The following is a 22,571-nucleotide window of genomic DNA, read 5'->3' as shown; positions in this document are numbered from 1 at the left end:
ATATTCGAAAGAAGATCTTAAGATGCGCCCGTTAAGCCACCGGCCGTGTGACTATGACGGTAAGCGATATCTTCTTTACTACACGCCGCACGGCGCTGAGCGGGGCGGGCTTGATGGCCGCTGCAATGGCCGTGCCTGCGCATGCCGAGACCGACACCTATGTGTTGGGGTCCGAGATCACGATTTTGAATGGCTGCACGATTATGGCTGCGCCGATGGCGTTTGGTGTCATCACTGGAACGGCGGTTCAGCCCACCACGACCGCAGAGATTTATCTGCAATGTAATCCAAATGTCGATTACGAGATTGCGATTGATAACGGGCAAAATGCAAACAGGTTCAACCGCCGCATGCGCAACCCTGTTGATGGCCGGTTTCTCCGGTACAAAATTTATCAGGATGCAGCGATGACCCAGCTTTGGGATTCTCGAAACAGACGCCGGGTTGTCGGCAATAGCGGGGCGACTGGCATTGTCAGCCACACCGCTTACGGCGAAATTCGCAACCCCAACTTCGCCAGCCGAGCGGGCGGATATTACGATACCGTAACCGTTTCAGTCGAATTTTGAGCCCTATTTTTGAGCCCTGTATAATAGACGCTGGGCAGCTCTCTATCGGCATCATGGACGCGCCATAATTAACGATATAACCATCTGATTTGAAGCACATCCGCGCGGAAAAATCCTATTTCCGGCACTATTCCTTCTAAATTTAACCATTTTTATACGGTCACTACGTATCTCTCCCCCTGCCACTAAAACCAAGCGGCTAGGAGACTTAAAAAATGCGTAAAATTATCATGATGGCAGCCGGAGCTGCTGTACTTTCTGCATCACCTGCCTTCGCGGCTACTGAAGATGCAACAATGCCAGTAACAGCTAACGTTCTGGACAGCTGCACAATTACCGCATCGCCAATGTCCTTCGGTACATTGACAACACTCGGTTCCGCTAACATCGATTCGACATCATCGGTCGCGATCCTGTGCACCCTGGGCGCAACATATGATGTGTCTATGGATGCTGGTGCAAACGCATCAGGCGCCCAGCGTCAGCTCGTTAACAGCACTGATGCAGCACAATTGATCCCGTATGGCGTTTTCACCGACGCTGCGCGTGCGACTGACTGGAATGGTACAAACACACAAGCGGGTGTCGGCACTGGCGCCGTTCAAACATTAACCGCTTACGGCCGTATTCCGGCCTCAGCCAGCTCTGTAACCGCCGGCGTATATAACGACAGCGTGACGGTCACCGTTACGTTCTGATCGGATAGTAAAGATGACGAGCGGTGCCATGAAACTTCACACTTTTGCCACTTTGCCTCTCGCGGTGCTGCTATCTGGCGGCGTTGCTATGGCACAGGAAGGCTCTGTGTCTGCCCCATCGGTTGCGACGAGCGCCGAGGATCGCAGAGCAAACGTTTCACTGGCACCGCTTCGCATCGAAATGGATGGGGAACAACGCGCAGAGACATTGCGCGTGTTCAACCCATCGGGCCGCGCGATAGGCGTTCAGGTCCGAGCCTTTGGCTGGAAGCAGGAAAATGGTGAAGATGCCTTTTTTCCATCCAATGCCGTTACTGTTTCCCCGTCAATTATTACGATTGCCGCAGGGGAAACCCAGATTTTCAGAGTTGTCCGCCGCGACCTGGCCGCTCAAGGGGAGCGCCGTTTCCGGGTCGCGATTGACCAACTTCCTGACCCGGAATTGATGCGCGCTGGCGAGGCACAGGCGCGTATCCGTTTCACCATTCCGATGTTTTTTGACCGCGCTTCCGCTGCGCCGGTGAAGATGGGCTGGACATTCGGGCCCGATGGATTGCGCGCTGAAAACTCCGGTGAGCAAACAGCGCGTATGGTTAATGTGTCGGTAACCACAGCTGGCGGCCAACCGGTTCCTGTCGACATAACCGGGCTGCATTACATTCATGGCGGCAGCGCATTGCAATGGCCGCTTGAGGGCCCTTGTACATCCGGTCCGATCACGGTCACTGCGCTGATCGACGGCGAAGAAGTAAATGCCCAGGCTACAAATACCTGCAGCTAAACGCTTCGCACCGCTTTATTTAGCGTTTGCGGTACTGGTTTCGGGACAATCACCCGTTCTAGCCCAGGCCGAAGATCCGTTCGCGCTTTCTAATGACGTTACTATCGACAATGCCCGCTCAGAAGAAGCGAACGGCCCGGGTTTGAGCGCGATTTCGGTTGACGGGCGCGCTTTGACCCGGATGGTGGACCTCGCTTACATCAATGGCGAGCTCGCCATTGATGCCCAATCAGCCGAAATGGCAAGTTTGCCAGTCAATCCGGGAACAACCGGGTTTATCCTCATCAAGAATATCGAGATTGCGGATTGGAGCTTCGATAAATTAAGCCAGCAGCTTGAAATCACTTTGTTCCGCAACAAAGACGGCGCGAATGATGTGAATCTGGCGCAATTTGCACGGAGCGGCGGCGGCGAACGTGCCCCGCTTCCGGCCGTGCTGATCGATTACAACCTTACTTCGACAATTTCCAGCAGCGGCGTCCAGGCTGCCGCCGTCATTTCACCGCGCGCGGTATTTGGCAATGTCCAGGCTGGCGGCGCGGTGCAATATATTTCCCAGCCGGCGCCAGGGCAAAATAAAGTCCGGCGGCTTGATACAACTGTTACGCTGGCAATGCCCGAAAAGGGTCTGATTGCTCGTGCAGGCGATACCATCACATCGGGCACGCAGAGCCAGCGGCCATTGCGTATCGGCGGATTGCAATTCGGTACCGACTTCGCGCTTCGCCCCGATTTGATCACCAACCCGCTGCCAGCCTTCGAAGGCAGTGTGGCTGTTCCCACCGGACTGGATTTGATCGTTAACGACCGCCGTTTCACGACCGGCGAACTGGAGGCGGGCGAATTCCAGGTTCGCAACATTCCGATCAACCCCGGACGCGGGGAAGTGTCGGTCATTGTCAGGGATGAATTGGGGAGGGAGGTCGTGCAGAATGCGCGAATATATGTTTCTCAGGATCTGTTGGCACCCGGCCTGTGGGAGGGGGCAGCCAATGTCGGCTATATAAGGCGGCGATTTGGCCAAGTGAGTAATGACTATCGTGACCTGACCGGCACATTCTTTCTAAGGAGAGGCTTTTCCCAAAGTCTCTCCTTAGGGCTTTCTGGGGAGGCGGGTCTTGGCGTGGCCAATATCGGCGCTCAGCTTGAAACAACTATATTTGACCGTGCTTTGGTGTTTTCTGAGCTGCGCTATAGCAAGACGGCTCAAAATAACGGGTTTTTGCTCCGGACTGGATTTGAATCGATCGGTTCCGGCTTTTCGATTCGCGCCGATGCGGTGATCCCCTCCACGGGTTACCGCGATTTGGCCGCCGAAGCGGGGGACCCCTTGCCCGCACAGCAGATCAATGCATCGATAAATTTCGATTTGCGCGATACGATACAAATTCAACTCACGGCGAGCCGCCAGCGGCGCCAGTTTGACCCCCGTTTCCCGCGCCAAACACGCAAAGTTGACCTGTTACGGGCAAGTTTCCGCACCAAAGTAACTGACTCGATCGATTTTTACAGCGATGTGTCCTACCGGAAAAGCGAACAGTCCAATTTTGCAGTAATGGCGGGTCTCAGCATTCAATTGGGCAAAAAACGCTCTGCCCAGGCCAGTATCACACGCAGCGGCGGCCAGAACAGTGCGCAAGCGGCCCTGTTCCGTCCCGATATTGATCCCGGTGATATAGGATACGGGGTAGAGGCTCTGGTCGCGGACCGGCCGCGTGTCGCCGGTACCGTATCCTGGCGCAACCGATTTACGCGGCTGGAGGGGCAAGCTGAATATAATGGCGGGCAACTGGCCGCACGTGCCAATGCGCGCGGCACGATCATTTTTGCGGGCAACACGTTCTATGCGCGCAACCAGACGGGCGGGTCCTATGCACTGGTCCAGACGGGTCAGGTCCCCGGTATCACCGTTCTGCGCGAAAACCGTGAGGCGGGCGTAACTGACAGTAAAGGCCGCTTGCTGGTCGAATCGCTTACGCCGCTGGTCCCGCTGCAATTTGATATTGATCCCGATAAGCTGCCGTTTGATGCGATTGCCCGTTCGACCTATCGCCGGATCATCGTCTCGCGCGGCGCTGTGGCTTCGGTGAAGCTCGACGTGGATGCGTACCGCTCCCAGCTGATCAAACTGGTCGATGCGCTAGGGAAGCCGCTGGCGGTCGGTACACAGCTGGTCGCGGAGCCTTCGGGCACGGAGTATAGCGTCGGCTATGACGGATTGGTCGATTTCAATATTCTGTCGGGTGACGATAGTTTCAGCATCGTGCAACCGGGTCGCGCACCCTGCATCATGGCTGTCCCCAAGGCCGAGATAGAGAGCTTTGATGTGCCGGAAGGCAGAGCGAGCTGTGTCGGATTGAATATCGCGCGGGCGGACGCAGCGGGGGGCGGCGAATGATCCTGCCAGGATAGCGCGCGCACCGATCACCAAGGAAAAAGGTTAAAGTCGCGCGGCGCAACTTTAACCAATCCCGTTTTCAAATCTGTAAGGCTTGGCCCGGCCGACTGCCAGAGCCGGCTCGCCGTTTAGTTACCTTTTATGTAACGCACGCGTTTAGCCGGTTGCGGTGCGACCTGAATACGCTTGGTCGGACGCGGCGCTACGCGGCGCTGCGCGGGCACGTTTTCATACGTTGTCACATGCTCTTCAACAGTCTCATATGTCACGATTTCGCGCGTGACAGCTTGTTGCGGTACCTGGATCATCACTGGAACCAGCATCATCTGCTGCTGGCTGTAATAGCCGCGATTTTGTGCGTAACCGTTTGAATAATATGCCAGATATTCTTCGCAATATTGGGCTGTCTCATCGCGGTCTGCACGGTTTCCACGATCAATTGCATTGCCAACGGCCAAACCCGCCAGACCGCCGACGCCGGCACCGATCAAAGTGCCGCCAAGCCGGTCACCGCGGCCAGCGATGCGATTTCCGATCAGGCCGCCTGCCGCTGCGCCAACCAGTCCGCCAATGACATCTCCATTGCTGTCGCGGCGCTGCCCGCCGCCAACGCGGTCCCGGCATTCCGCAAGCCACGCTTCGCGGTCAAATGACGGCTGCTGGACGAGATTTCCCTGCTGCGGATAGTGCACAATCTGGGGTTGTACGGCGTGATGCTGAACTCTCTGCGTTTGGTGGCTGGCAGGATAAACGACCGGCTGCGCCTGACGCTGTGTGTAGACGACTTGCTGCGGCGCAGCGTGCGTTTTGACGTACCGGGTCTTCACATATTGCGGTGCTGGACTGCGGGTATCATTGCGGACAGCATAGTCAGCACCCGCTTCACTTTCGTAGCGCGCGGCAGGGACAGGCTGCACCACAGGTTGCTCGCGGTAAATCACGTCTTCGGTCTCTGCAGTGGATGCCGCCGGACGCGCATATTCATAGGCGCGTTCTTCATAGGTCATTTCCGGTTGAGCAAGGGCGGGTGAGGCGACAGCAATCACGCTGGCCGCTGCTGAGAGTGAAACACACTGACGAATCGAAACATTTGCGCGGGTTGTCATGGCTATCCCTTAAGAAAACAGAGCCGGGGCGATTCCCGGCGTTAGGGATTTGTATACCATCGCAATCGCCGCAAATCTAAGGGCCGCTCCGCCGCTGTCCCGTTTCGGGGCGATTACCTGGCGTGATGTAAAGAATGATATCTATAGCGTTTCACGCCGCTTCCGGGTCCCTTCTCCTCCCGGTCTCATCTCTTCTGTGCCCCATTTTCTTTGGGCCCCATTTCTTACGGCAGCGGACCGGCAATTAAATGCGCCCGTTAAGCGCCCGTGCCAAGCCTTCGATACCTGCGGCATCCTCCGCATCAAAATGTCCCGTTTCCGGGCTGTCGAGATCAATCACGGCGCAGATGGTGTCGCCGCGATAAACCGGTACGACCAGTTCGGACCGGCTGGCGGCGTCGCAGGCAATGTGCCCCGGAAATGCGTGAACATCTTTGACCAATTGGGTGGTGCCGGTCTTGGCTGCTGCACCGCATACGCCTTGATTCAATGCTATATGAATACAGGCCGGGCGACCAATGAACGGTCCCAATATCAGCGCGCCATCGACCAGTCTGTAAAATCCGGCCCAATTCAGCCCCGGCAGAAACTCCGCCATCAATGCGGCGACATTGGCCATATTGGCTGTACTATCCGTCTCGCCGCTGGTCAGTGCTGCGGCAGCGGATACCAATTGGCGATATCGTTCGGGTTTGGGCAAGTCTGGATCAGCGGTAAAATCAAACATCGTTCCCATCTAGGGCGATGCGCCATTGCCGCAAGGCCGGACTGCGACTATTCTCATGGCCATGACAAGAACACGCAAAGCTCTTCTGTGGATCACAGTGATCCTGATTGTCCTCGCCCTTGGTATATTCTGGCTATCGCGCGGTGACACGGCCGATCTTTCGGTTGACGCGGTTGCCGGCACGGATCCGGAATTGCAGCAGGCCAGTGCCGAGACGGTACCCACTGTCAATATTGCCAAACCTGTCGGCTGGGCAGAAGGCGAATTGCCCACCGCCGCAAACGGGCTGTCTGTGACGCGGTTTGCCGAAGGGCTCGATCACCCCAGAGTGGTGCATACATTGCCCAATGGCGATGTACTGGTCACTTTGACCAGAGCCCCGGCGGCCAAAGACGCTGGCGGCCTGACCGCGTGGATCGCCGACTGGTTGATGACACGGGCCGGTGCCAAGGGCGATTCGCCCAATCAGTTGGTTCTGCTGCGCGATAATGACGGCGACGGCGCAGCCGAAGAGCGGATTACTCTTACCGAATCGCTCGATTCGCCGTCGGGCATCGCATGGGCGGATGATACGCTGTATATTGCCAATCATGATGCCCTGGTCGCATTTCCCTATACTCTCGGCCAAACTTCGGTTGTGAGTGAAGGGCGCAAACTGATGGATCTACCGCCAGGCGGCGGGCATTGGATGCGCAATATCGAACTGCACCCCGACGGTAAGACGCTCTATGTCGCGGTCGGTTCTGTTTCCAATATTGGCGAACAGGGGATGGACATTGAGGAAGGCCGCGCCGCGATCTGGGAATATACTCTCGAATCGGGCGGAGCGCGGGTTTTCGCCTCTGGTCTTCGCAACCCCAATGGCATGGATTGGAGCCCGTGGAGCGGCGAATTATGGACGACCGTAAACGAGCGCGACATGCTCGGTTCGGATCTTGTGCCCGATTACCTCACCAACGTGCCGCTTGGTGCGCAATATGGATGGCCGTGGATTTATTTCCGCGATAATTTTGATGACCGCGTGGAAGAACCAATGCCTGCCTATTTGTCAGAATATGCGCGGCGCCCGGTTTATGCGCTTGGTCCGCATGTTGCGGCATTGGGCATGGTGTTTACCAAAGGGGGTCACCGGATGGGCGGCGATTTTGCGCAAGGCGCATTTATCGCTCGCCACGGTTCGTGGAACCGTAAACCGGCTTCGGGTTATGATGTCGTCTATATCGCATTTGATGATCTGGGTAATCCAGTCGGCAAACCGGTCCCTGTTTTGACAGGATTTTTAACCGGCGAAGGCACCACGCGCGGCCGCCCGACCTGGGCGGAATGGGCCGGAGACGGTGCGCTGCTGATCAGCGATGATACGGCTGGCATTATTTGGCGTGTTGTAGCGCCCGGTGCAGAGCCCGGTGCAGGCATTGCACGGATTTCCGGCCAATCACTGCCCCCTCAGCGCGAATTGCGCGGTGATCCGCGCGCGAGTTTCACGGAAGAATTTGCGCGTGAGGTACCCATGCCTATGCCGGTTAACTGACGCCTACCGCCTGGGGGAAACTCTACGACATTCGCTTGATTGTGCCCTGCCTCAACCGGTCAATTGTTCTGCGCTGAGTGCGTAGAGCAAGGCAGCACCATCTGTTGCTGCAGCTTTCAAACCGGTGGCCTCGGGCACGATATGGTCGAGGAAATAGCGCGCTGTTACCGGTTTGATTGCGGCCAACGCAGGCGCGCTGCCGCTTTCCACCGCGCGTTTTTGGCGCAACATCTGCCACCCCGCAACAGCGACGGCTGACATTGTGCAGAACGGAACGCTTCCAGCGAGCCTGTCATCAAGCGATGCCGCGCCACGCATCCATTCTGCAATGGCTGCGCATTCACTGGCCAAATTCGCCAAGGCAGGCTCGTCATGCGCGTCCTTCACGATATCGGCCATTAAAACAGCATAGGCTGCGCCATTTTCCAGACCAAGCTTACGCGTAACCAGATCGGCCGCCTGAATACCGTTGGTGCCTTCATATATCGGGGCGATCCGGGCATCGCGGTAATGCTGGGCGGCGCCGGTTTCCTCGACGAAGCCCATCCCGCCGTGAATCTGGATACCGATGCTGGCGACATCGATACCAGTATCCGTGCCCCATGCTTTGATCATTGGCACCAATATATCGCCGCGCATGGCTGCATCGTCATCACCCAGAGTGCCGCGATCAACTTGACCACTGGTGTAGTAAAGAAGCGCACGCATGGCTTCGGTCAGTGATTTCATCCGCACGATCATGCGGCGGACATCGGGATGTTCGACAATTGCCACCGGGTCCCGGTCTGCTGCCCCAGCACGGGCTGACTGAACCCGGTCATTGGCGTAATAAAGCGCCTGTTGCAGTGCGCGTTCGGCAATTTGCACACCCTGGCTCCCGACATTGATCCGCGCATTGTTCATCATGGTGAACATTGCCGCGAGCCCGCGATTTTCTGCGCCGACCAGCTCGCCGATACATTCGCCTTTATCGCCGTAACTCATCACGCAGGTGGGTGAGGCGTTAATACCAAGCTTATGTTCGAGGCTAACGCATCGAAGATCGTTTCTCGAGCCAAGCGAGCCATCTGCGTTTACATGGTACTTTGGTACGAGAAACAGCGATATACCGCGGCTCCCCTCGGGCGCGCCGGGAAGACGTGCCAGCACCAGATGAATAATGTTACCGGCCAGTTCGTGCTCGCCCCAGGTGATATATATCTTTTGGCCATGAATACGGTATTTTCCGGCATGTTCGCCCGCTTCAATTGGTTCTGCGGTGGCCCGTAGCGCACCGACATCGCTACCGGCCTGTGGTTCGGTCAGATTCATTGTGCCTGACCATTCACCGCTGACGAGCTTGGGCATATAGGCTGCCTTTTGCGCGTCACTACCGTGATGCTCGATCGCTTCGATCGCACCGACCGACAGCATCGGTAGCAGTGTAAATGCCATATTGGCCGCACCAAGATTTTCCAGAACGTTGCATGCCAGGGTAAACGGCAGGCCTTGTCCGCCAAATTCGGTTGGCGAGGCGATGGAGTTCCAGCCTTGCGCAACATACTGTTCGTAAGCTGCCTCAAATCCAGCAGGTAGGCGGACAACACCGTTTTCCAGCTGCGCGCCCTCAAGATCACCGATCCGGTTGAGCGGCGCAAATTCGCCAGCAGCAAAAACGCCGACGCCCTCGACAATAGCCTCGACCATATCTGGCTCTGCAGCCGCGAATTTCTCGCTTTGTCCAAGTTCGGCAATGCCAGCATTGACCTTTATCGCCAGCAATTGGTCTTGAGTGGGCGCGGTGAAGGGAGTCATCTATATTGGCCTTTATATGCACTATATCGCTGCGGATCGCCGCGATTCTCTTTGCATTTGCTATCACCGTGTATAGCGCGGCGGTATGAGCGACAAGAACGCTACGGAAATGCTGCGCGCAGACCCGGCGGGGGTGTCCCGTGCGGCTGAAATTGTGCGCGGCGGCGGGATAGTCGCCGTTCCGACCGAGACAGTTTATGGTCTGGCGGCGCGCGCCGACAGCGATGCCGCTATCGCCAGGATCTATGCGGCCAAAGGGCGGCCAAGCATCAATCCTCTGATCGTCCATATCGCTTCTATGGATGAAGCTCGCAAAGTGGCAGATTTTTCTGACGAAGCGGAGCGTGTGGCGGCACGTGTCTGGCCAGGCTCTGTCACACTGGTGCTGCCCCGCAGGAAGGATGCTGATTTGGCAAACGCCATATCCGCAGGTCTGCCGACCATTGCCGTGCGGATGCCAGACCATCAGGTGATGCGGGCGCTCATTACCCGGGTTGGCGTGCCGCTGGGCGCTCCTTCTGCCAATCTTAGCAATACTGTCAGTCCGACCTCTGCGCATCATGTAGCGGCCACGTTGGATGGCCGGATTGATATGATACTGGATGGCGGGGATTGCCCGACCGGGCTCGAATCCAGCATTCTGGCGATCCGCCAAAATGGCAGATGGGACCAATTGCGAGCCGGTCCGGTGGACCTTGATGCACTGCACCGCCAGCTTTACGGGTCTGCGCTGGCCCCAGTTCAACCCAGCGCCTCCATCGAAGCGCCGGGCCAATTGACGCGGCACTACTCGCCAGGCAAGCCTGTCAGACTGTCGGCCTCCACAAAGAAGAACGGCGAATTTCTGATCGGGTTCGGTTCGAGCGGCGGTGATTGCAATTTGTCGGAAAGCGGCAATTTGCAAGAGGCGGCTGCGCGCCTTTATGCCTGTCTGCACCTGGCCGCCCAGTCATCCCGCCCGCGAATTGCGGTCAGCCGCATCCCAGATAAGGGGATCGGCAAAGCAATCAATGACCGGCTTCGCCGCGCTGCATCCTGAAGAACACAGGTCGTTTTATGGCTGCGGCATATCCGCCAGGAGTGTCTGAATGTCCTGATATGTAGAACGGGCATCGACGCATGCGTTTCTATCACCATCCATGCAGTTTCCGCGCTGTTTGCTATACTCGCGTTCCAGCTTGCCCAGCTTTTCGTCTTGTTCACGCAGTGCCCGCCCGCGTTTCTCGTCGCTTTCTGACTGGCTGGTGGTTGCCAAATCAACGACTCTGCCTGCCACTCTGACCGGCGCGGTTACCGTATCAAAAGCGGTCTTTGCCAAGCATCCTGGCAGTATCAAAATGGCCAATATCAGAGGCAAAACGCGGTAGCTGCGCATAAACACGCTCCCTATCGGCAAGTGGTAGCACAGTTTCCTGTCAATCGTTAGGGTTTCTTGATTTACCCATCGGCCGGTCAGTTTCGCAAGTTGCGCGAAGCAAGCGGCTCCAAGGAAAAGGGCCGCCGATCAGGCGACCCTTTTTTGTTCTCGGTCTGGCACCGGCGGTTCAGCTATCATCATCCGGGTTGTCATAATATTGCGGAGCATGTTCGCGCAGAATATCGAGAACTTTCTCCAGCGCGGTCGGTTCGTCGGTCTTGTCCATCGCTGCAAGTTCGCGCGCGAGACGGCTGGAGGCCGCCTCAAAAATCTGCCGCTCGGAATAGCTTTGCTCTGGCTGGTCATCAGGCCGGAAAAGATCGCGCGTTACCTCGGCAATGGATACCAGATCGCCGGAATTGATCTTGGCTTCATATTCCTGTGCGCGGCGGCTCCACATGGTGCGCTTGACTTTTGGTTTGCCTTTGAGCGTTTCCATCGCCTCTTTCAGCGTTTTATCGCTGGAAAGCTTGCGCATGCCAATTGCATCCACCTTGTTGGTGGGCACGCGCAATGTCATCCGCTCTTTTTCAAAGCGGAGAACATACAGCTCAAGCTGCATGCCTGCGATTTCCTCATTTTGGATTTCGGTCACACGGCCAACGCCGTGTTTGGGATAGACGACATAATCGCCGACATCGAAGGCCAAGCCTTTGGCTGCCATAAATAATCCTTTCATACGGGCCGGTACCATTCACGCGGTCAAACGGCTTGAAAGCCGCACCTAGGGGGAGCGGCCCGAACCCTCGTTTCACTGTGTTATTGGTGGTCTGCGCCCTTCCACATACTCAGCTGTCACCGGTCAGGACCAGTGCGCTCAACTATGAAATAGCACAAAATGGGCAATATTGCGAGTCGCAAAGAGATAAGGTCTGCACAGGCCAACAGATGCTCTGGTTTAATCGCCTTCGCCAGGCGCTTCAGAGAAAAACTGCTCAAATTTGCCCTCGGCTCCCTTATACTCGTCAGCGTCTGCGGGCGGCTCTTTCTGGCTGGTAATGTTCGGCCATTCGGCAGAATATTTTGTGTTCAGCTCCAGCCATTTTTCCAGATTGTCTTCCGTATCGGGCAAAATTGCTTCTGCCGGGCATTCTGGCTCACACACGCCGCAATCAATACATTCGCTGGGGTTGATGACCAGCATATTTTCGCCTTCATAGAAACAATCGACGGGACATACCTCAACGCAATCAGTGTATTTGCATTTGATGCAAGCGTCGGTGACGACGTAAGTCATGGCCGGATAGTCCTTTTATTCAATAGCATGATGTGACCCCGCTATGGCGGTTTCAGCGCCGGGGTCAAGATCACGATAGCATAATCGCGCCTGCTCCGGTGATCTGCGGCGGTCAGGCAGTGCGATCAGCTCTATTATCCGCACGGTCTTTCCCATAGGAAACGCCAACACATCGCCGATCGCAACCGAATGGCTGGGCCGGGTCACACGGTGTGTGCCTGATGCAGCATTACAGCGGATATGTCCGGTCTGAACCAGTTCGAGTGCCTGGCTGCGCGTACGCACGAAACGCAAATAGCATAACAGGCGGTCGATACGCATGGTTATGCTCACCGGACCAGATCTGCCAATCCAGCAAACGCGTTGCCGGCAGCAGGTTTGGCAGGGGCGGCGCGCGGCGGCTTGCGGCGTGCGGGACGCCATTGCCATTGTGGCGGCGCCGGCGGGCCAGATGCCCCATTTGCCAGCCTGCGTGCAGGATGTAGCCGGAAACCGCCTGCGCCTAACAATTTTTCAAAGCTATCGGGCGTCAGGCCCGTGGACACCGCCAAAGCGGGGTCTAAACGAAACCGGCGGTTTTTGCCCTTGGGAGCTATCTTGCTGCGCGCTTCATGCGCAGTTTTCAGGATTTTTTCAGCGATATCGATGCGGATGAACTGCGTGCCCGCCGAGCGATAGCCCGACGGAAGCCGGCCGCTGCCTTCAATAACCGGGATCATCGCTGTTTGCAGCGGCCTGCGATCCATACCGAGCGCATGCAGCAACTGGCGCGGTGCCGGTTTGAGCAGCAAGGGAGCAAAAATATCGAGCGCACCGAAAGTGACGCCCAGACGGCGCAGAAATGGCCGCATGTCTTTTGGCAAATGTTCAAGGCCCGCTTTCTCACGCGTGACATAGCCGTGCCCGGCAATCAGCGTTAGCAGCAATGCACGGGCTTGCGATCCAGCGGCGGCATCTTGCGTGGCCTCTTCCATTTTCAACAGCGGATCGAGCGCGGCTGTTTTTGCCTTGAGCCACCTTTGCAAGGCGCCGACCAGAGCGTCACGATCTGCATCATGTAGCAGTGCAAGGTCCTGTGCCGGGCGTATTTTCAACTGTGCCGGAAACGATCCGGTTTCGACAATCGCGATTTTCTGACGCTCCTGCCAGATTGCGCCTTTGGCGATCTCCAGTCCTTCGCATCCGCTATCGATCAATGCCCGCGCTTTGATGCCCAATATTCGCGGCAACGCCTTTTCAGCCGCGGAAAGAAGCATTTTGCGGTCTGCATGATTGGCCGCCTTATCGACGGTGAAACGGAAACCCTCTATTCTACCGATGGGTTCGTCTTCCACGCACAGCGCGCCATCCTCGGTCAATGTTACAGGCAATAAGGCAGGGTCCTGGCCCAGTGTTTTCATCAGGATAGCAGTCCTTCTGTTCACGAATCTTTCCGTCAGCCGCCCATGCAGGGCATCGGACAGCTTGGCCTCTGCGGCGCGCGCTCTGGATGCCATTTCATCGCGCGCCAGAACCCAATCGGGCCGCTGGCAGATATACGCCCAACTGCGGATCGCGGCAATCCGCCCCTGCAGCGTATGAATATCACCCTGGACATTATCCAGTTCGGCAATCCGCGCGGCAACGTAATCAGCACCCAGATAACCGCCGCGCAAATCCTGCCACAGACGCGCGACAAAGCGTGAATGCGTTTCCGCGCCTTGCTGGCGGAAATCAGGTAAAGAACACACTTCCCAAAAACGCCGTACCGCACCGGCGCCGCGAATATCCTGTGCGAGGGGTTCTTCCGACAGGCGCTTTAGCACAGCCAGATCAATCGATTCGGGTGCGAGGGACAATTCACGCTCGTGCGGAATACGCTCCAGATCGGCTATCAATGTCGCAAGCGAATGATAGCGCGGCCGAGAATCGCGCCAGAACAACTGGGTCAGGGGCGCGAAACGGTGCGTTTCGATGGCATAGATGTCTTCTTCGGAAAATTCTGCGGGTTCTCCATCCTTCCCGCCTGTCATGACGCCGAATGTCCCGTCGGTTTGATGGCGCCCCGCCCGTCCGGCAATTTGCGCCATTTCCGATGGGATCAACCGCCGCTGCCGCATTCCGTCAAACTTCACCAATGATGCAAAGGCGACATGGCGGACATCCAGATTGAGGCCCATTCCGATTGCATCGGTCGCGACGATGTAGTCGACCTCGCCCGACTGGAACAAGTCCACCTGACGGTTCCGTGTTTCCGGACTGAGCGCGCCCATTACCACTGCCGATCCGCCGCGGAACCGCCGCAGCATTTCTGCAACGGCGTAGACCTGCTCTGCCGAAAATGCGACAATGGCGCTGCGCGGGGGCAAGCGGGACAATTTGCGCGGGCCGATATGGGTCAGTGTTGAAAAGCGTGGCCGTTCGGTAATTTCGGCCTCCGGGATCAACGAGCGGATAATCGGTGCCAGAGTGGATGCACCCAGCAACATCGTCTCCTCCCGCCCTCGCGCATGCAGCAACCGGTCGGTAAAAATGTGACCGCGTTCATGGGTGCCGCCCAATTGCGCCTCATCCAGAGCGACAAAGGCATGCCCGCCGCCATCGGACGGCATGGCTTCGGCGGTGCAGCAGAAATAGCGCGCCGTGGGCGGCTCGATACGCTCTTCACCGGTTATCAACGCGACCTGCGCCTCGCCCTTGATCGTGACAACCCGGTCATACACCTCACGCGCCAGCAGGCGGAGCGGGAATCCCATAAGCCCGCTGGAATGGGCGCACATCCGCTCTATCGCGAGATGCGTTTTGCCAGTATTGGTAGGGCCCAAAACGGCTTTGACAGGTGTTGAGGCATGAGAGCGATGGGGCACTGCGTGAATGTGGCATTCACGCCGCTTCGCCGCAACCGTTCATCGCAAGCGATCACCCGTCCGGCGTATTCAACGCAAAAACCCGCACATCTTTGACCCATGTTAACTTTGATTCTTTATGGAATGCTTCATAAATGACCCGCCTGCGTCAGTGACGCATGCCGTCAGGGCTGGCATAAGCGCATTGGATATAGGAGACCGCGTTGGACAATCCGCGCAGTGACAGTATTGTCGGCGATGCGTTATACGATGACGTGCCTGACGCGAACTGGTCAGAGGCCGAGGATTGGCGCATGGCCGTTCTGACCCATGAGCAGGTCATCCGTGACGATCAGGCCACGCAGCCCGCCGTCATCCGCCGCGCACGCAGCATCGGTGAAAAATTGGGTGAATGGCGGTTCTCGGCCTCGGAAAAATTTCACGCGATGGATCTTGCGCCAGATTTGGCGGACAGCATTGGCAGTATGCGCTGGTTTCGCGGCGCAGGAACTCTGGCGGTTCTATCGGTTGCGGCACTGGCGATGTGGCCGGACTTTTCTCCTTTGGAAGCCGCCCCGGCGATGGATGTGGATGATGGGGTGCGCGACGAATTTCGCAGCCAAATGATCCTGCCACTTGCCTTGGGCGGAGATAGCGGCCGACATATGGGGGCGACAGCGTCTGTGATTCCCTTACAAAACGCTCCGGAGCGGCCCCGGCTGGATGTTCTGGCCACGCTGGCCCGAGGGGACAGCTTCACCCGAATGCTGCAACGTGCCGGAGTGGGATCGGGCGATGCAGGGCGGGTCAACGAGCTCATCTCCCGCGCCATGAGCCTCGGTGATATCGAGCCTGGAACGCAGGTCGATATTACGCTTGGCCGCCGCCCCGAAGCCGGCGCGGCGCGGCCTTTGGATGCGCTGAACTTTCGGGCACGGTTTGACCTTGCGCTGGAAATCGAGCGGGTTGATGGCAATCTGTCACTCAAACGTATCCCGATTACTGTCGATGATACGCCGCTGCGTGTTCGCGGCACGGTAGGAAACAGCCTGTACCGGTCCGCCCGCGCCGCAGGCGCGCCTGCCAGTGCTGTGCAGCAATACCTCAAAGCGTTGGGTGATCAGGTTGATATGGACCGTACCGTCCGTGCGACGGACACGTTTGATATAATCATTTCGCATCGCCGCGCCGCCACTGGTGAGCGCCAGGCGGGAAAATTGCTGTATGCCGGTATTGATCGCGGCGCGCGGTCTGAAGTTCAATTGATGCGCTGGGGCAATGACGGGCGGTTTTACGAGGCATCGGGTGTCGGGGAACAGCGCAGCGGCCTGGTTGCGCCCGTGCCCGGACCGATCAGTTCCCGTTTCGGGATGCGCCGTCACCCGATCCTGGGTTATCGGCGGATGCATTCTGGTATGGATTTCCGCGCGCGGCATGGCACGCCGATTGCGGCGGTGACAGATGGCCGCGTCGTCGGGGCGGGACGTATGGGCGGCTGTGGCAATGCGGTACGGCTTGATCATGGAGGCGGCATGGCGACACGCTATTGCCATATGAGCCGGATGGCTGTTCGGCGCGGTCAATCGGTGCGCCGCGGGCAAGTGATCGGCTATGTTGGATCCACCGGCCTTTCGACCGGGCCGCATTTGCACTATGAAATGTATCGCAACGGCCGGGCGGTGAACCCCGCCTCGGTCAACTTTGTGACCCGCGCGCAATTGTCCGGTGACGAATTGCGCAAATTCCGTGCCGCTCTGGCGGCGTTGAAATTGGTCGAAGCGGGTGAGGCTCTTGCGGATATTGCACCCGACGCGCCAGTCAATGCGGAGCCGGTGCGGGAGATCGATAAATTGGAACAGCCAAAGCAGGTTGATTGATTGTTCTGCGTTTTGTTCAATATTATCCAGCCTGATTGAAGTACGCCCGCATTTGCGGCACAGCTTGCCAGATGACAGGCCAATTTCCCGACACCCGCTTGCGGCGGACCCGAGCAGCTGGTTGGAGCCGCGCGCTTCACCGAGAGACACATTTAACTCCGGCAGATTTCATCTGGCCGCTATTCGTGACAGAAGGCACCCAGGTTGAGGAACCCGTTGCCTCGCTTCCGGGTGTGTCGCGTTGGTCGGTGGATCACATTGCAGCCCGCGCCAAGGAAGCTGCCGCTTTGGGTATTCCGTGTATTGCTCTGTTTCCCAATACGCAGCCCGACCGGCGCAGCGATAACGGCGCAGAGGCATTGAACCCGGACAATCTCATGTGCCGCGCCATCCGCGCCATTCGCGATAGATGCGGCAGCGATATCGGTATTCTCACCGATGTGGCTCTCGACCCTTACACCGTTCATGGCCAGGACGGTCTGCTCGATAATGCGGGCTATGTCGTGAATGATCCGACGGTTGATGTTTTGACCGGGCAGGCACTCAATCAGGCAGCGGCAGGAGCAGATATTATCGCGCCGTCCGATATGATGGATGGCCGGATCGGCGCCATTCGCCGCGCATTGGAAGCGGACAGCCATGTCAACGTGCAGATCATGGCTTACGCCGCCAAATACGCGTCAGCTTTTTATGGGCCGTTTCGCGATGCGGTTGGTTCTGGCGGCTTGCTTAAGGGTGATAAGAAATCCTACCAGATGGACCCCGCCAATGGGGAAGAGGCTCTGCGCGAAGTGGCGCTGGATCTGTCCGAAGGCGCTGATAGCGTGATGGTCAAGCCGGGCCTGCCCTATCTCGACATTGTCCGCCGGGTGAAGGAGCGGTTCGAAGTGCCGACTTTTGCCTATCAGGTGAGCGGCGAATATGCGATGATCGAAGCGGCTGCTGCGACGGGTGCGGGGGACCGCGACGCTCTGGTGCTCGAAACGCTGACCAGCTTCAAGCGGGCAGGGTGCAGCGGCATATTGACCTATCACGCGCAGGACGCCGCGCGTTTGCTCAATGGGTGATCTGATTATCGAAACCAACCGGCTGATTTTGCGCGATTGGCGTGAAGAAGATTGGCCCGAATTTCTGCGCCATACCAACACGCCAGCCGTTATGCAGTGGCTCGGCGGAGTTCTGGACACTGCCAAGCAGCAATGGATGCGTGATCGGCTGGAGGGATATAGCCGCAACAATGGCTTCACCTTTTGGGTGGTGGAGCGGAAAGTGGATGGCGGGCATCTTGCTGGCGAAATTATCGGGTTCTGCGGGCTCAAAATGTCCAACCAGCCGGGCGGCCCTATGGGCGAGCATGAGATTGGCTGGCGCCTGCGCGAAGATGCGTGGGGCCATGGTTATGCAAAAGAAGCTGCGCAAGCGAGCCTTAGGCTTGGCTTTGAAAGCTTTGGCGCGCCTTATATTATCGCACTCACTGTCGCGCCGAATACTGGCAGCTGGGGCTTGATGAAACGGCTGGGCATGCGCCGACGCGACGATCTTGATTTTGAAAACAGCGACTTTGGGACAGATACGGTTATTGTTTATTCGATCGACCGGGCAGAATGGGAACAGACAGTATGAGCATTCAATCGGCGGCACGGCCAGGCGTGACAATTATTCCTATACACGGCAATAGCCCGAAAATTCACGATAGTGCGTTTGTCGCCCCGGGCTGCGTGTTGATCGGTGATATTGAGATCGGGGCAGATTCCTCGATCTGGTATAATTGCGTGCTGCGCGCCGATGTGTTCACGATCCGTATCGGGGAAAGGACCAACATTCAGGATGGCACAATCGTTCATTGCGATCCGCCGCGCCCCGGTGATCCTGATGGCAATCCGGCGGTCATCGGCGATGATGTGCTGGTCGGCCATATGGCGATGATCCACGGCTGCACGATTGAGGATCGCGGTTTTGTGGGCCTGGGCGCGATTGCGATGAACAAATCACGGGTCGGTAGTGATGCAATGCTCGCCGCCGGAGCAATGCTGACCGAAGGCAAAGTGATGGAGCCGCGTCAATTATGGGCGGGGCGGCCCGCAAAATTCCTGCGCGATCTGCCCGCCCCGGCAATAGCGGGCATGCAGGCGGGTGTGACGCACTATACCCAAAACGCGAAGCTGCACGCTGCCGCCATTGCCGAGGCGGACACAAGCTGATCCATAGCGCGGCCAGATGTCGCGCGGCGCAACATCGGGTGGGCAAAACCACCTGGCCAGCTTCGGCTAGCTCGTGGGCATCCTGGTCACATAACGGTTCATATGCGGCACGAAATCCGCTTTGCCCAAGGGCACACCCGCATGGCGCAAGATGGCATATGCCATGCTCAAGTGAAAATAGAAATTTGGCAGCGACCAATCACGCACATATTGTTCTGCCGTCATGGTGAATTCGATCCCGTTGGGAATGGCCACTACGATGGTGGTCGCCGCATCGATCAACTCATCCGCAGAGACGCCGCCCAGGTAATCGTCCATTTCGGCCAGCACGGACCTCGCCGATGCCAATGTTGTTTCGGCATCATTGCGCGATGTAAACGTGCGATTGGTAAGGCGTTCGATCGCCACGCCCGGCTGGTTCGATAAAAATCGTAACTGGACAGCGAGCGGATGCATATCGTCCGCCAGTTTAGCGTCCAGCAGAGCATCCCCGCTGACATGAGCCTCAGCCTTGGTCAGCATGGCCGATAAGGTCGTTAAGCTGCGGCGATAGACGGGTACTGCATCATCAAACAATGTCATCGAGGCTCTCCTGCAAAAAAGGAGGTAGCGCCGCGTGTTCAAGCACACAACTCAATTGCTGATGAGCGCCCTTAATGCTTCGATACGGTCGGCCTCATGCGCGGGCTTGTCCCACCGGATGCGGTGGATACGCGGGAACCGCATGGCGAGGCCCGATTTATGCCGCTTGCTGTCATGGACGCTGTCAAAGGCCACTTCAAAGACGAGGCTTTTGTCAGTTTCACGTACCGGCCCATACCGGTTCACCGTGTTCTGCCGCACATGCCGGTCGATCTTTTTCAATTCGGCGTCGGTGAAACCGGAATAGGCTTTGCCTACGGGGAGCAGCTCTGCGCCGCTGCCGCCCGCATCCGGGTCACCATTCCAGCATCCGAATGTGTAATCGGAATAGAAGCTGGACCGTTTGCCGCTGCCGCGCTGGGCATACATCAGAACACAATCAATCAGCAACGGATCGCGTTTCCATTTATACCATAGCCCTGTCTTACGGCCAGCAATATAGGGTGCGTCACGGCGTTTGAGCATCAGCCCTTCGATTGCATCATCGCGTGTACCTTCGCGAATTTTGGCGAGCTCGGCAAAGTCGCTCGCTTCGACTATGCTGGATATATCGAAATGGCTTGCGGGAAGGCGCGGCATTAGCGCCTCCAGCCGTTTGCGCCGGTCTTCCCAGCCGAGGCGCCGTACATCTTCGCTATCTGACAGCAAGACATCGTAAAGGCGAACAAAGGCGGGCGCTTCGGCAAGCATTTTCTTGCTCACGGTTTTGCGGCCCAAACGCTGCTGCAATGCGTTAAAGCTGGCCGCGCCGCCGCTATCTCCGCCCTGGACATTGCCGCGGACCAGCAATTCGCCGTCGAGCACCGCTGGTATCTGCAAAGCCTCAACCAGCTCGGGGAAGGTGGCTGAGATATCATCGCCCGAGCGTGAATAGACCCGCGTCTCGCCGCCGACATGCACCATTTGCACACGGATACCGTCCCATTTCCATTCGGCAGCGTAATCGTCCATCGATATGACGGTTTCTTCGAGCGGGTGGGCCAGCATAAATGGCCGAAATAAAGGGATATTGTCTGTGTCTGGGGGGTCCGCATCGTCAGCCGCCCAGGCGAAGAGATCCGCAAAAGGCGGGCAGAGCGCGTGCCAATACTCCTCGACATCATCGACCGACACATCGAAAGCCTGTGCAAAAGCTGTCTTGCCCAGCCGTGCCGATATGCCGATCCGCATCGCGCCCGTTGCCATTTTCAGCAATGCATACCGCCCTGAGGAATCGAGCCTATCAAGCAAACGCGGCAGATCCCTGATCACGCTTTGGCGAGTCATAGTGTGGAGCAGATCGACCGCTTCGGTCACGCTGGGAGGATCAGCTGCTTGAGTGATAGGATCAGGCCACAGCAGACTCGCCGTTTCCGCCGTGTCGCCAACGAAATCTCGGCTGAGTGACCACAGTACAGGGTCGATCCGGTCCTTCATTATCGTTCGAATGGTCGCGCTTTTGACCGCTTTGAAATCAAGACCATCAGTGAGCGCCGCCAGCGCCCAACCACGGTCAGGATCGGGGGTCTGGCGTAAATACTCGGAAATCAGCCGCAATTTCTCGTTGCGACTGCGAGTGAATACCAGCATATCCAACAGGGCAGCGAAGCTGTCCACCGTTCAGGCTCCGCCTTTGTCGGAATGATCACCGCAACTGCCGATGGACCCACCGCGTTGAGGTGAGGCAAAGGGCGGTCTAATCATCGTCATCCTCGCGGCCGATCATGGCAAGCGCGCGCGCTTTACGCTGGTTAAGTTCGCACCAGCGTAGCAATGCGTCCTCCCGCCCGTGAGTGATCCAGCTTTCCTGCGGGTTCACTTCAGTGATGGTCCGGGTGAGCTCGTTCCAATCCGAATGGTCGGATATGATCAGCGGCAATTCGACATTGCGTTGCCGCGCGCGCTGGCGAACCCGCATCCAGCCCGAAGCCATCGCGGTAATAGGTTCCGGCAGACGCCGCGACCAGCGGTCGTTGAGCGCAGATGGAGGGCAGATGACAATCGCACCGCGCATCGCATCTTTTTCAGTTCCTGCGACCAGCCGCAGGTCGCCGAGACAAACACCGTATTCTTCATACAGCCTGCACATTTTCTCCATCGCGCCGTGCAGATAGATGGGATTTGAGTGGCCTGCCGCTCGCAACTCGGCAATCACTCGCTGCGCCTTCCCCAATGCGTAGGCTCCGACGAGTACGCAGCGGTGAGGATGTGCCGCCAGAGCGTCTGTGATCTTGGCAATTTCTCCGGCAATCGGCGGGTGGATAAACAGCGGGAGGCCGAATGTCGCCTCTGTGATCAGAATATCGCACGGCGTGACCGCATATTCCGGGCAGGTGGGGTCAGCGCGGCGTTTGTAATCGCCGGTAACAATAACCCGCTCCCCCGCATGTTCCAGCAGGATTTGTGCCGAACCCAAGACGTGACCGGCTGGCAAATAGGTTGCACTGACTCCGCCCGGTAATGCGACAGTTTCCCCGTAAGCAACCGGCGTCGCGCCGTCATCTGTTGCGTAGCGCAACTTCATGATTGCCAGCGTTTCCGCAGTGGCCACAGTCGTGCCATGCCCGCCGCGGGCATGATCCGCATGGCCGTGCGTCACCAGCGCATGATCAACCGCGCGCGATGGATCAACCCAGCAATCAGCAGGGGCCACATATATACCGTGCGGGTGCGGCTGTATCCAGGAGAAGTCGGCGCTCATGAAGTTAGAATGAAAACAGGGCACGAACCGTTCCCGGTTCGTGCCCTGCGCTGCAGCAATATGGCCTCTTAATATTTGATTCAGGAGC

General features: G+C 57.6%; 21 protein-coding genes. 10 read left to right on the top strand and 11 right to left on the bottom strand.

The window, feature by feature from the left end; translation table 11 throughout:
* The first annotated feature begins 53 nt into the window (after positions 1-53).
* From WA922_RS05285 to WA922_RS05270, 4 genes are all read left to right on the top strand, one after another.
* Positions 54-569 (top strand): Csu type fimbrial protein, encoded by a 516-nt coding sequence (locus WA922_RS05285; protein WP_424770625.1) that lies wholly within the window; start codon positions 54-56, stop codon positions 567-569.
* 215 nt (positions 570-784) lie between these two features.
* Positions 785-1,267: a Csu type fimbrial protein gene (locus tag WA922_RS05280; protein ID WP_424770624.1), complete on the top strand. Its 483-nt coding sequence runs from the start codon at positions 785-787 to the stop codon at positions 1,265-1,267.
* A gap of 28 nt (positions 1,268-1,295) precedes the next feature.
* The gene (locus tag WA922_RS05275) at positions 1,296-2,048 is read left to right on the top strand and encodes a fimbrial biogenesis chaperone (protein WP_424770623.1); all 753 of its coding nucleotides are present in this window, start codon (positions 1,296-1,298) and stop codon (positions 2,046-2,048) included.
* Positions 2,020-4,446, top strand: coding sequence for a fimbria/pilus outer membrane usher protein (locus WA922_RS05270; protein ID WP_424770622.1), 2,427 nt, complete (start codon positions 2,020-2,022; stop codon positions 4,444-4,446). Before WA922_RS05275 ends, WA922_RS05270 begins: the two co-directional genes overlap by 29 nt.
* A gap of 128 nt (positions 4,447-4,574) precedes the next feature.
* Here the strand turns inward: WA922_RS05270 and WA922_RS05265 are convergent, their stop codons facing one another.
* Positions 4,575-5,552 carry a glycine zipper 2TM domain-containing protein gene (locus WA922_RS05265; protein ID WP_424770621.1) on the bottom strand — a complete coding sequence of 326 codons (978 nt, stop codon included), beginning with the start codon at positions 5,550-5,552 and terminating at the stop codon, positions 4,575-4,577.
* 244 nt (positions 5,553-5,796) lie between these two features.
* Positions 5,797-6,279, bottom strand: a complete 483-nt coding sequence (locus tag WA922_RS05260; protein ID WP_424770620.1) for a GAF domain-containing protein — start codon at positions 6,277-6,279, stop codon at positions 5,797-5,799.
* Positions 6,280-6,340: 61 nt separating this feature from the next.
* Here WA922_RS05260 and WA922_RS05255 point away from each other — a divergent pair, with 61 nt between their 5' ends.
* On the top strand, positions 6,341-7,810 hold the full coding sequence (locus tag WA922_RS05255) for a PQQ-dependent sugar dehydrogenase (protein ID WP_424770619.1): 1,470 nt from the start codon (positions 6,341-6,343) through the stop codon (positions 7,808-7,810).
* A 51-nt stretch (positions 7,811-7,861) separates the two neighbouring features.
* On the opposite strand, the gene WA922_RS05250 is transcribed toward WA922_RS05255, so the two are convergent.
* Positions 7,862-9,604, bottom strand: coding sequence for an acyl-CoA dehydrogenase (locus tag WA922_RS05250; protein ID WP_424770618.1), 1,743 nt, complete (start codon positions 9,602-9,604; stop codon positions 7,862-7,864).
* 85 nt (positions 9,605-9,689) lie between these two features.
* Between WA922_RS05250 and WA922_RS05245 the strand changes: the two genes are divergently transcribed.
* Positions 9,690-10,643: an L-threonylcarbamoyladenylate synthase gene (locus WA922_RS05245; RefSeq protein ID WP_424770617.1), complete on the top strand. Its 954-nt coding sequence runs from the start codon at positions 9,690-9,692 to the stop codon at positions 10,641-10,643.
* A 15-nt stretch (positions 10,644-10,658) separates the two neighbouring features.
* On the opposite strand, the gene WA922_RS05240 is transcribed toward WA922_RS05245, so the two are convergent.
* The 5 genes from WA922_RS05240 to WA922_RS05220 all read right to left on the bottom strand — a co-directional run bounded on the left by WA922_RS05240 (position 10,659) and on the right by WA922_RS05220 (position 15,017).
* Positions 10,659-10,979: a hypothetical protein gene (locus WA922_RS05240; protein WP_424770616.1), complete on the bottom strand. Its 321-nt coding sequence runs from the start codon at positions 10,977-10,979 to the stop codon at positions 10,659-10,661.
* A 169-nt stretch (positions 10,980-11,148) separates the two neighbouring features.
* On the bottom strand, positions 11,149-11,685 hold the full coding sequence (locus tag WA922_RS05235; RefSeq protein ID WP_424770615.1) for a CarD family transcriptional regulator: 537 nt from the start codon (positions 11,683-11,685) through the stop codon (positions 11,149-11,151).
* Positions 11,686-11,919: 234 nt separating this feature from the next.
* Complete coding sequence (gene fdxA, locus WA922_RS05230; protein WP_424770614.1) at positions 11,920-12,258, bottom strand: ferredoxin FdxA; 339 nt, start codon at positions 12,256-12,258, stop codon at positions 11,920-11,922.
* 15 nt (positions 12,259-12,273) lie between these two features.
* Positions 12,274-12,579, bottom strand: a complete 306-nt coding sequence (locus WA922_RS05225; protein ID WP_424770613.1) for an RNA-binding S4 domain-containing protein — start codon at positions 12,577-12,579, stop codon at positions 12,274-12,276.
* 8 nt (positions 12,580-12,587) lie between these two features.
* Positions 12,588-15,017 carry a helicase-related protein gene (locus tag WA922_RS05220; RefSeq protein WP_424770723.1) on the bottom strand — a complete coding sequence of 810 codons (2,430 nt, stop codon included), beginning with the start codon at positions 15,015-15,017 and terminating at the stop codon, positions 12,588-12,590.
* Positions 15,018-15,307: 290 nt separating this feature from the next.
* Between WA922_RS05220 and WA922_RS05215 the strand changes: the two genes are divergently transcribed.
* The 4 genes from WA922_RS05215 to WA922_RS05200 all read left to right on the top strand — a co-directional run bounded on the left by WA922_RS05215 (position 15,308) and on the right by WA922_RS05200 (position 19,161).
* Positions 15,308-16,960, top strand: coding sequence for a M23 family metallopeptidase (locus tag WA922_RS05215; protein ID WP_424770612.1), 1,653 nt, complete (start codon positions 15,308-15,310; stop codon positions 16,958-16,960).
* 71 nt (positions 16,961-17,031) lie between these two features.
* Entirely contained in the window at positions 17,032-18,027 is a 996-nt protein-coding gene (hemB, locus tag WA922_RS05210) for a porphobilinogen synthase (protein WP_424770611.1), read from the top strand.
* Complete coding sequence (locus WA922_RS05205) at positions 18,020-18,583, top strand: GNAT family N-acetyltransferase (RefSeq protein WP_424770610.1); 564 nt, start codon at positions 18,020-18,022, stop codon at positions 18,581-18,583. The genes hemB and WA922_RS05205 overlap by 8 nt, the downstream gene beginning before the upstream one ends.
* Entirely contained in the window at positions 18,580-19,161 is a 582-nt protein-coding gene (locus WA922_RS05200; RefSeq protein ID WP_424770609.1) for a gamma carbonic anhydrase family protein, read from the top strand. Before WA922_RS05205 ends, WA922_RS05200 begins: the two co-directional genes overlap by 4 nt.
* Before the next feature lie 66 nt (positions 19,162-19,227).
* Here the strand turns inward: WA922_RS05200 and WA922_RS05195 are convergent, their stop codons facing one another.
* The 3 genes from WA922_RS05195 to WA922_RS05185 all read right to left on the bottom strand — a co-directional run bounded on the left by WA922_RS05195 (position 19,228) and on the right by WA922_RS05185 (position 22,483).
* Positions 19,228-19,743, bottom strand: a complete 516-nt coding sequence (locus tag WA922_RS05195) for a DUF1993 domain-containing protein (RefSeq protein ID WP_424770608.1) — start codon at positions 19,741-19,743, stop codon at positions 19,228-19,230.
* Between the two features lie 51 nt (positions 19,744-19,794).
* On the bottom strand, positions 19,795-21,399 hold the full coding sequence (locus tag WA922_RS05190; protein WP_424770607.1) for a cisplatin damage response ATP-dependent DNA ligase: 1,605 nt from the start codon (positions 21,397-21,399) through the stop codon (positions 19,795-19,797).
* A gap of 79 nt (positions 21,400-21,478) precedes the next feature.
* Positions 21,479-22,483, bottom strand: a complete 1,005-nt coding sequence (locus WA922_RS05185; protein WP_424770606.1) for a ligase-associated DNA damage response exonuclease — start codon at positions 22,481-22,483, stop codon at positions 21,479-21,481.
* Between the last annotated feature and the right edge of the window lie 88 nt (positions 22,484-22,571).

Origin of the sequence: Pontixanthobacter sp., assembly GCF_049682855.1 — a bacterium.
Lineage (GTDB): Bacteria > Pseudomonadota > Alphaproteobacteria > Sphingomonadales > Sphingomonadaceae > Pontixanthobacter.
This window is presented reverse-complemented; position numbering and strand designations above follow the sequence as displayed.

What these genes read in the sequence shown, in the direction of transcription:
- WA922_RS05185 (WP_424770606.1), bottom strand. Translation starts at nt 22,483, where the DNA reads ATGAGCGCCGACTTCTCCTGGATACAGCCGCACCCGCACGGTATATAT.
- WA922_RS05205 (WP_424770610.1), top strand. Translation starts at nt 18,020, where the DNA reads ATGGGTGATCTGATTATCGAAACCAACCGGCTGATTTTGCGCGATTGG.
- WA922_RS05195 (WP_424770608.1), bottom strand. Translation starts at nt 19,743, where the DNA reads ATGACATTGTTTGATGATGCAGTACCCGTCTATCGCCGCAGCTTAACG.
- WA922_RS05260 (WP_424770620.1), bottom strand. Translation starts at nt 6,279, where the DNA reads ATGTTTGATTTTACCGCTGATCCAGACTTGCCCAAACCCGAACGATAT.
- WA922_RS05200 (WP_424770609.1), top strand. Translation starts at nt 18,580, where the DNA reads ATGAGCATTCAATCGGCGGCACGGCCAGGCGTGACAATTATTCCTATA.
- WA922_RS05280 (WP_424770624.1), top strand. Translation starts at nt 785, where the DNA reads ATGCGTAAAATTATCATGATGGCAGCCGGAGCTGCTGTACTTTCTGCA.
- WA922_RS05270 (WP_424770622.1), top strand. Translation starts at nt 2,020, where the DNA reads ATGCCCAGGCTACAAATACCTGCAGCTAAACGCTTCGCACCGCTTTAT.
- WA922_RS05255 (WP_424770619.1), top strand. Translation starts at nt 6,341, where the DNA reads ATGACAAGAACACGCAAAGCTCTTCTGTGGATCACAGTGATCCTGATT.
- WA922_RS05245 (WP_424770617.1), top strand. Translation starts at nt 9,690, where the DNA reads ATGAGCGACAAGAACGCTACGGAAATGCTGCGCGCAGACCCGGCGGGG.
- WA922_RS05220 (WP_424770723.1), bottom strand. Translation starts at nt 15,017, where the DNA reads ATGTGCGCCCATTCCAGCGGGCTTATGGGATTCCCGCTCCGCCTGCTG.
- WA922_RS05285 (WP_424770625.1), top strand. Translation starts at nt 54, where the DNA reads ATGACGGTAAGCGATATCTTCTTTACTACACGCCGCACGGCGCTGAGC.
- hemB (WP_424770611.1), top strand. Translation starts at nt 17,032, where the DNA reads ATGACAGGCCAATTTCCCGACACCCGCTTGCGGCGGACCCGAGCAGCT.
- WA922_RS05240 (WP_424770616.1), bottom strand. Translation starts at nt 10,979, where the DNA reads ATGCGCAGCTACCGCGTTTTGCCTCTGATATTGGCCATTTTGATACTG.
- WA922_RS05235 (WP_424770615.1), bottom strand. Translation starts at nt 11,685, where the DNA reads ATGGCAGCCAAAGGCTTGGCCTTCGATGTCGGCGATTATGTCGTCTAT.
- fdxA (WP_424770614.1), bottom strand. Translation starts at nt 12,258, where the DNA reads ATGACTTACGTCGTCACCGACGCTTGCATCAAATGCAAATACACTGAT.
- WA922_RS05225 (WP_424770613.1), bottom strand. Translation starts at nt 12,579, where the DNA reads ATGCGTATCGACCGCCTGTTATGCTATTTGCGTTTCGTGCGTACGCGC.
- WA922_RS05275 (WP_424770623.1), top strand. Translation starts at nt 1,296, where the DNA reads ATGAAACTTCACACTTTTGCCACTTTGCCTCTCGCGGTGCTGCTATCT.
- WA922_RS05250 (WP_424770618.1), bottom strand. Translation starts at nt 9,604, where the DNA reads ATGACTCCCTTCACCGCGCCCACTCAAGACCAATTGCTGGCGATAAAG.
- WA922_RS05265 (WP_424770621.1), bottom strand. Translation starts at nt 5,552, where the DNA reads ATGACAACCCGCGCAAATGTTTCGATTCGTCAGTGTGTTTCACTCTCA.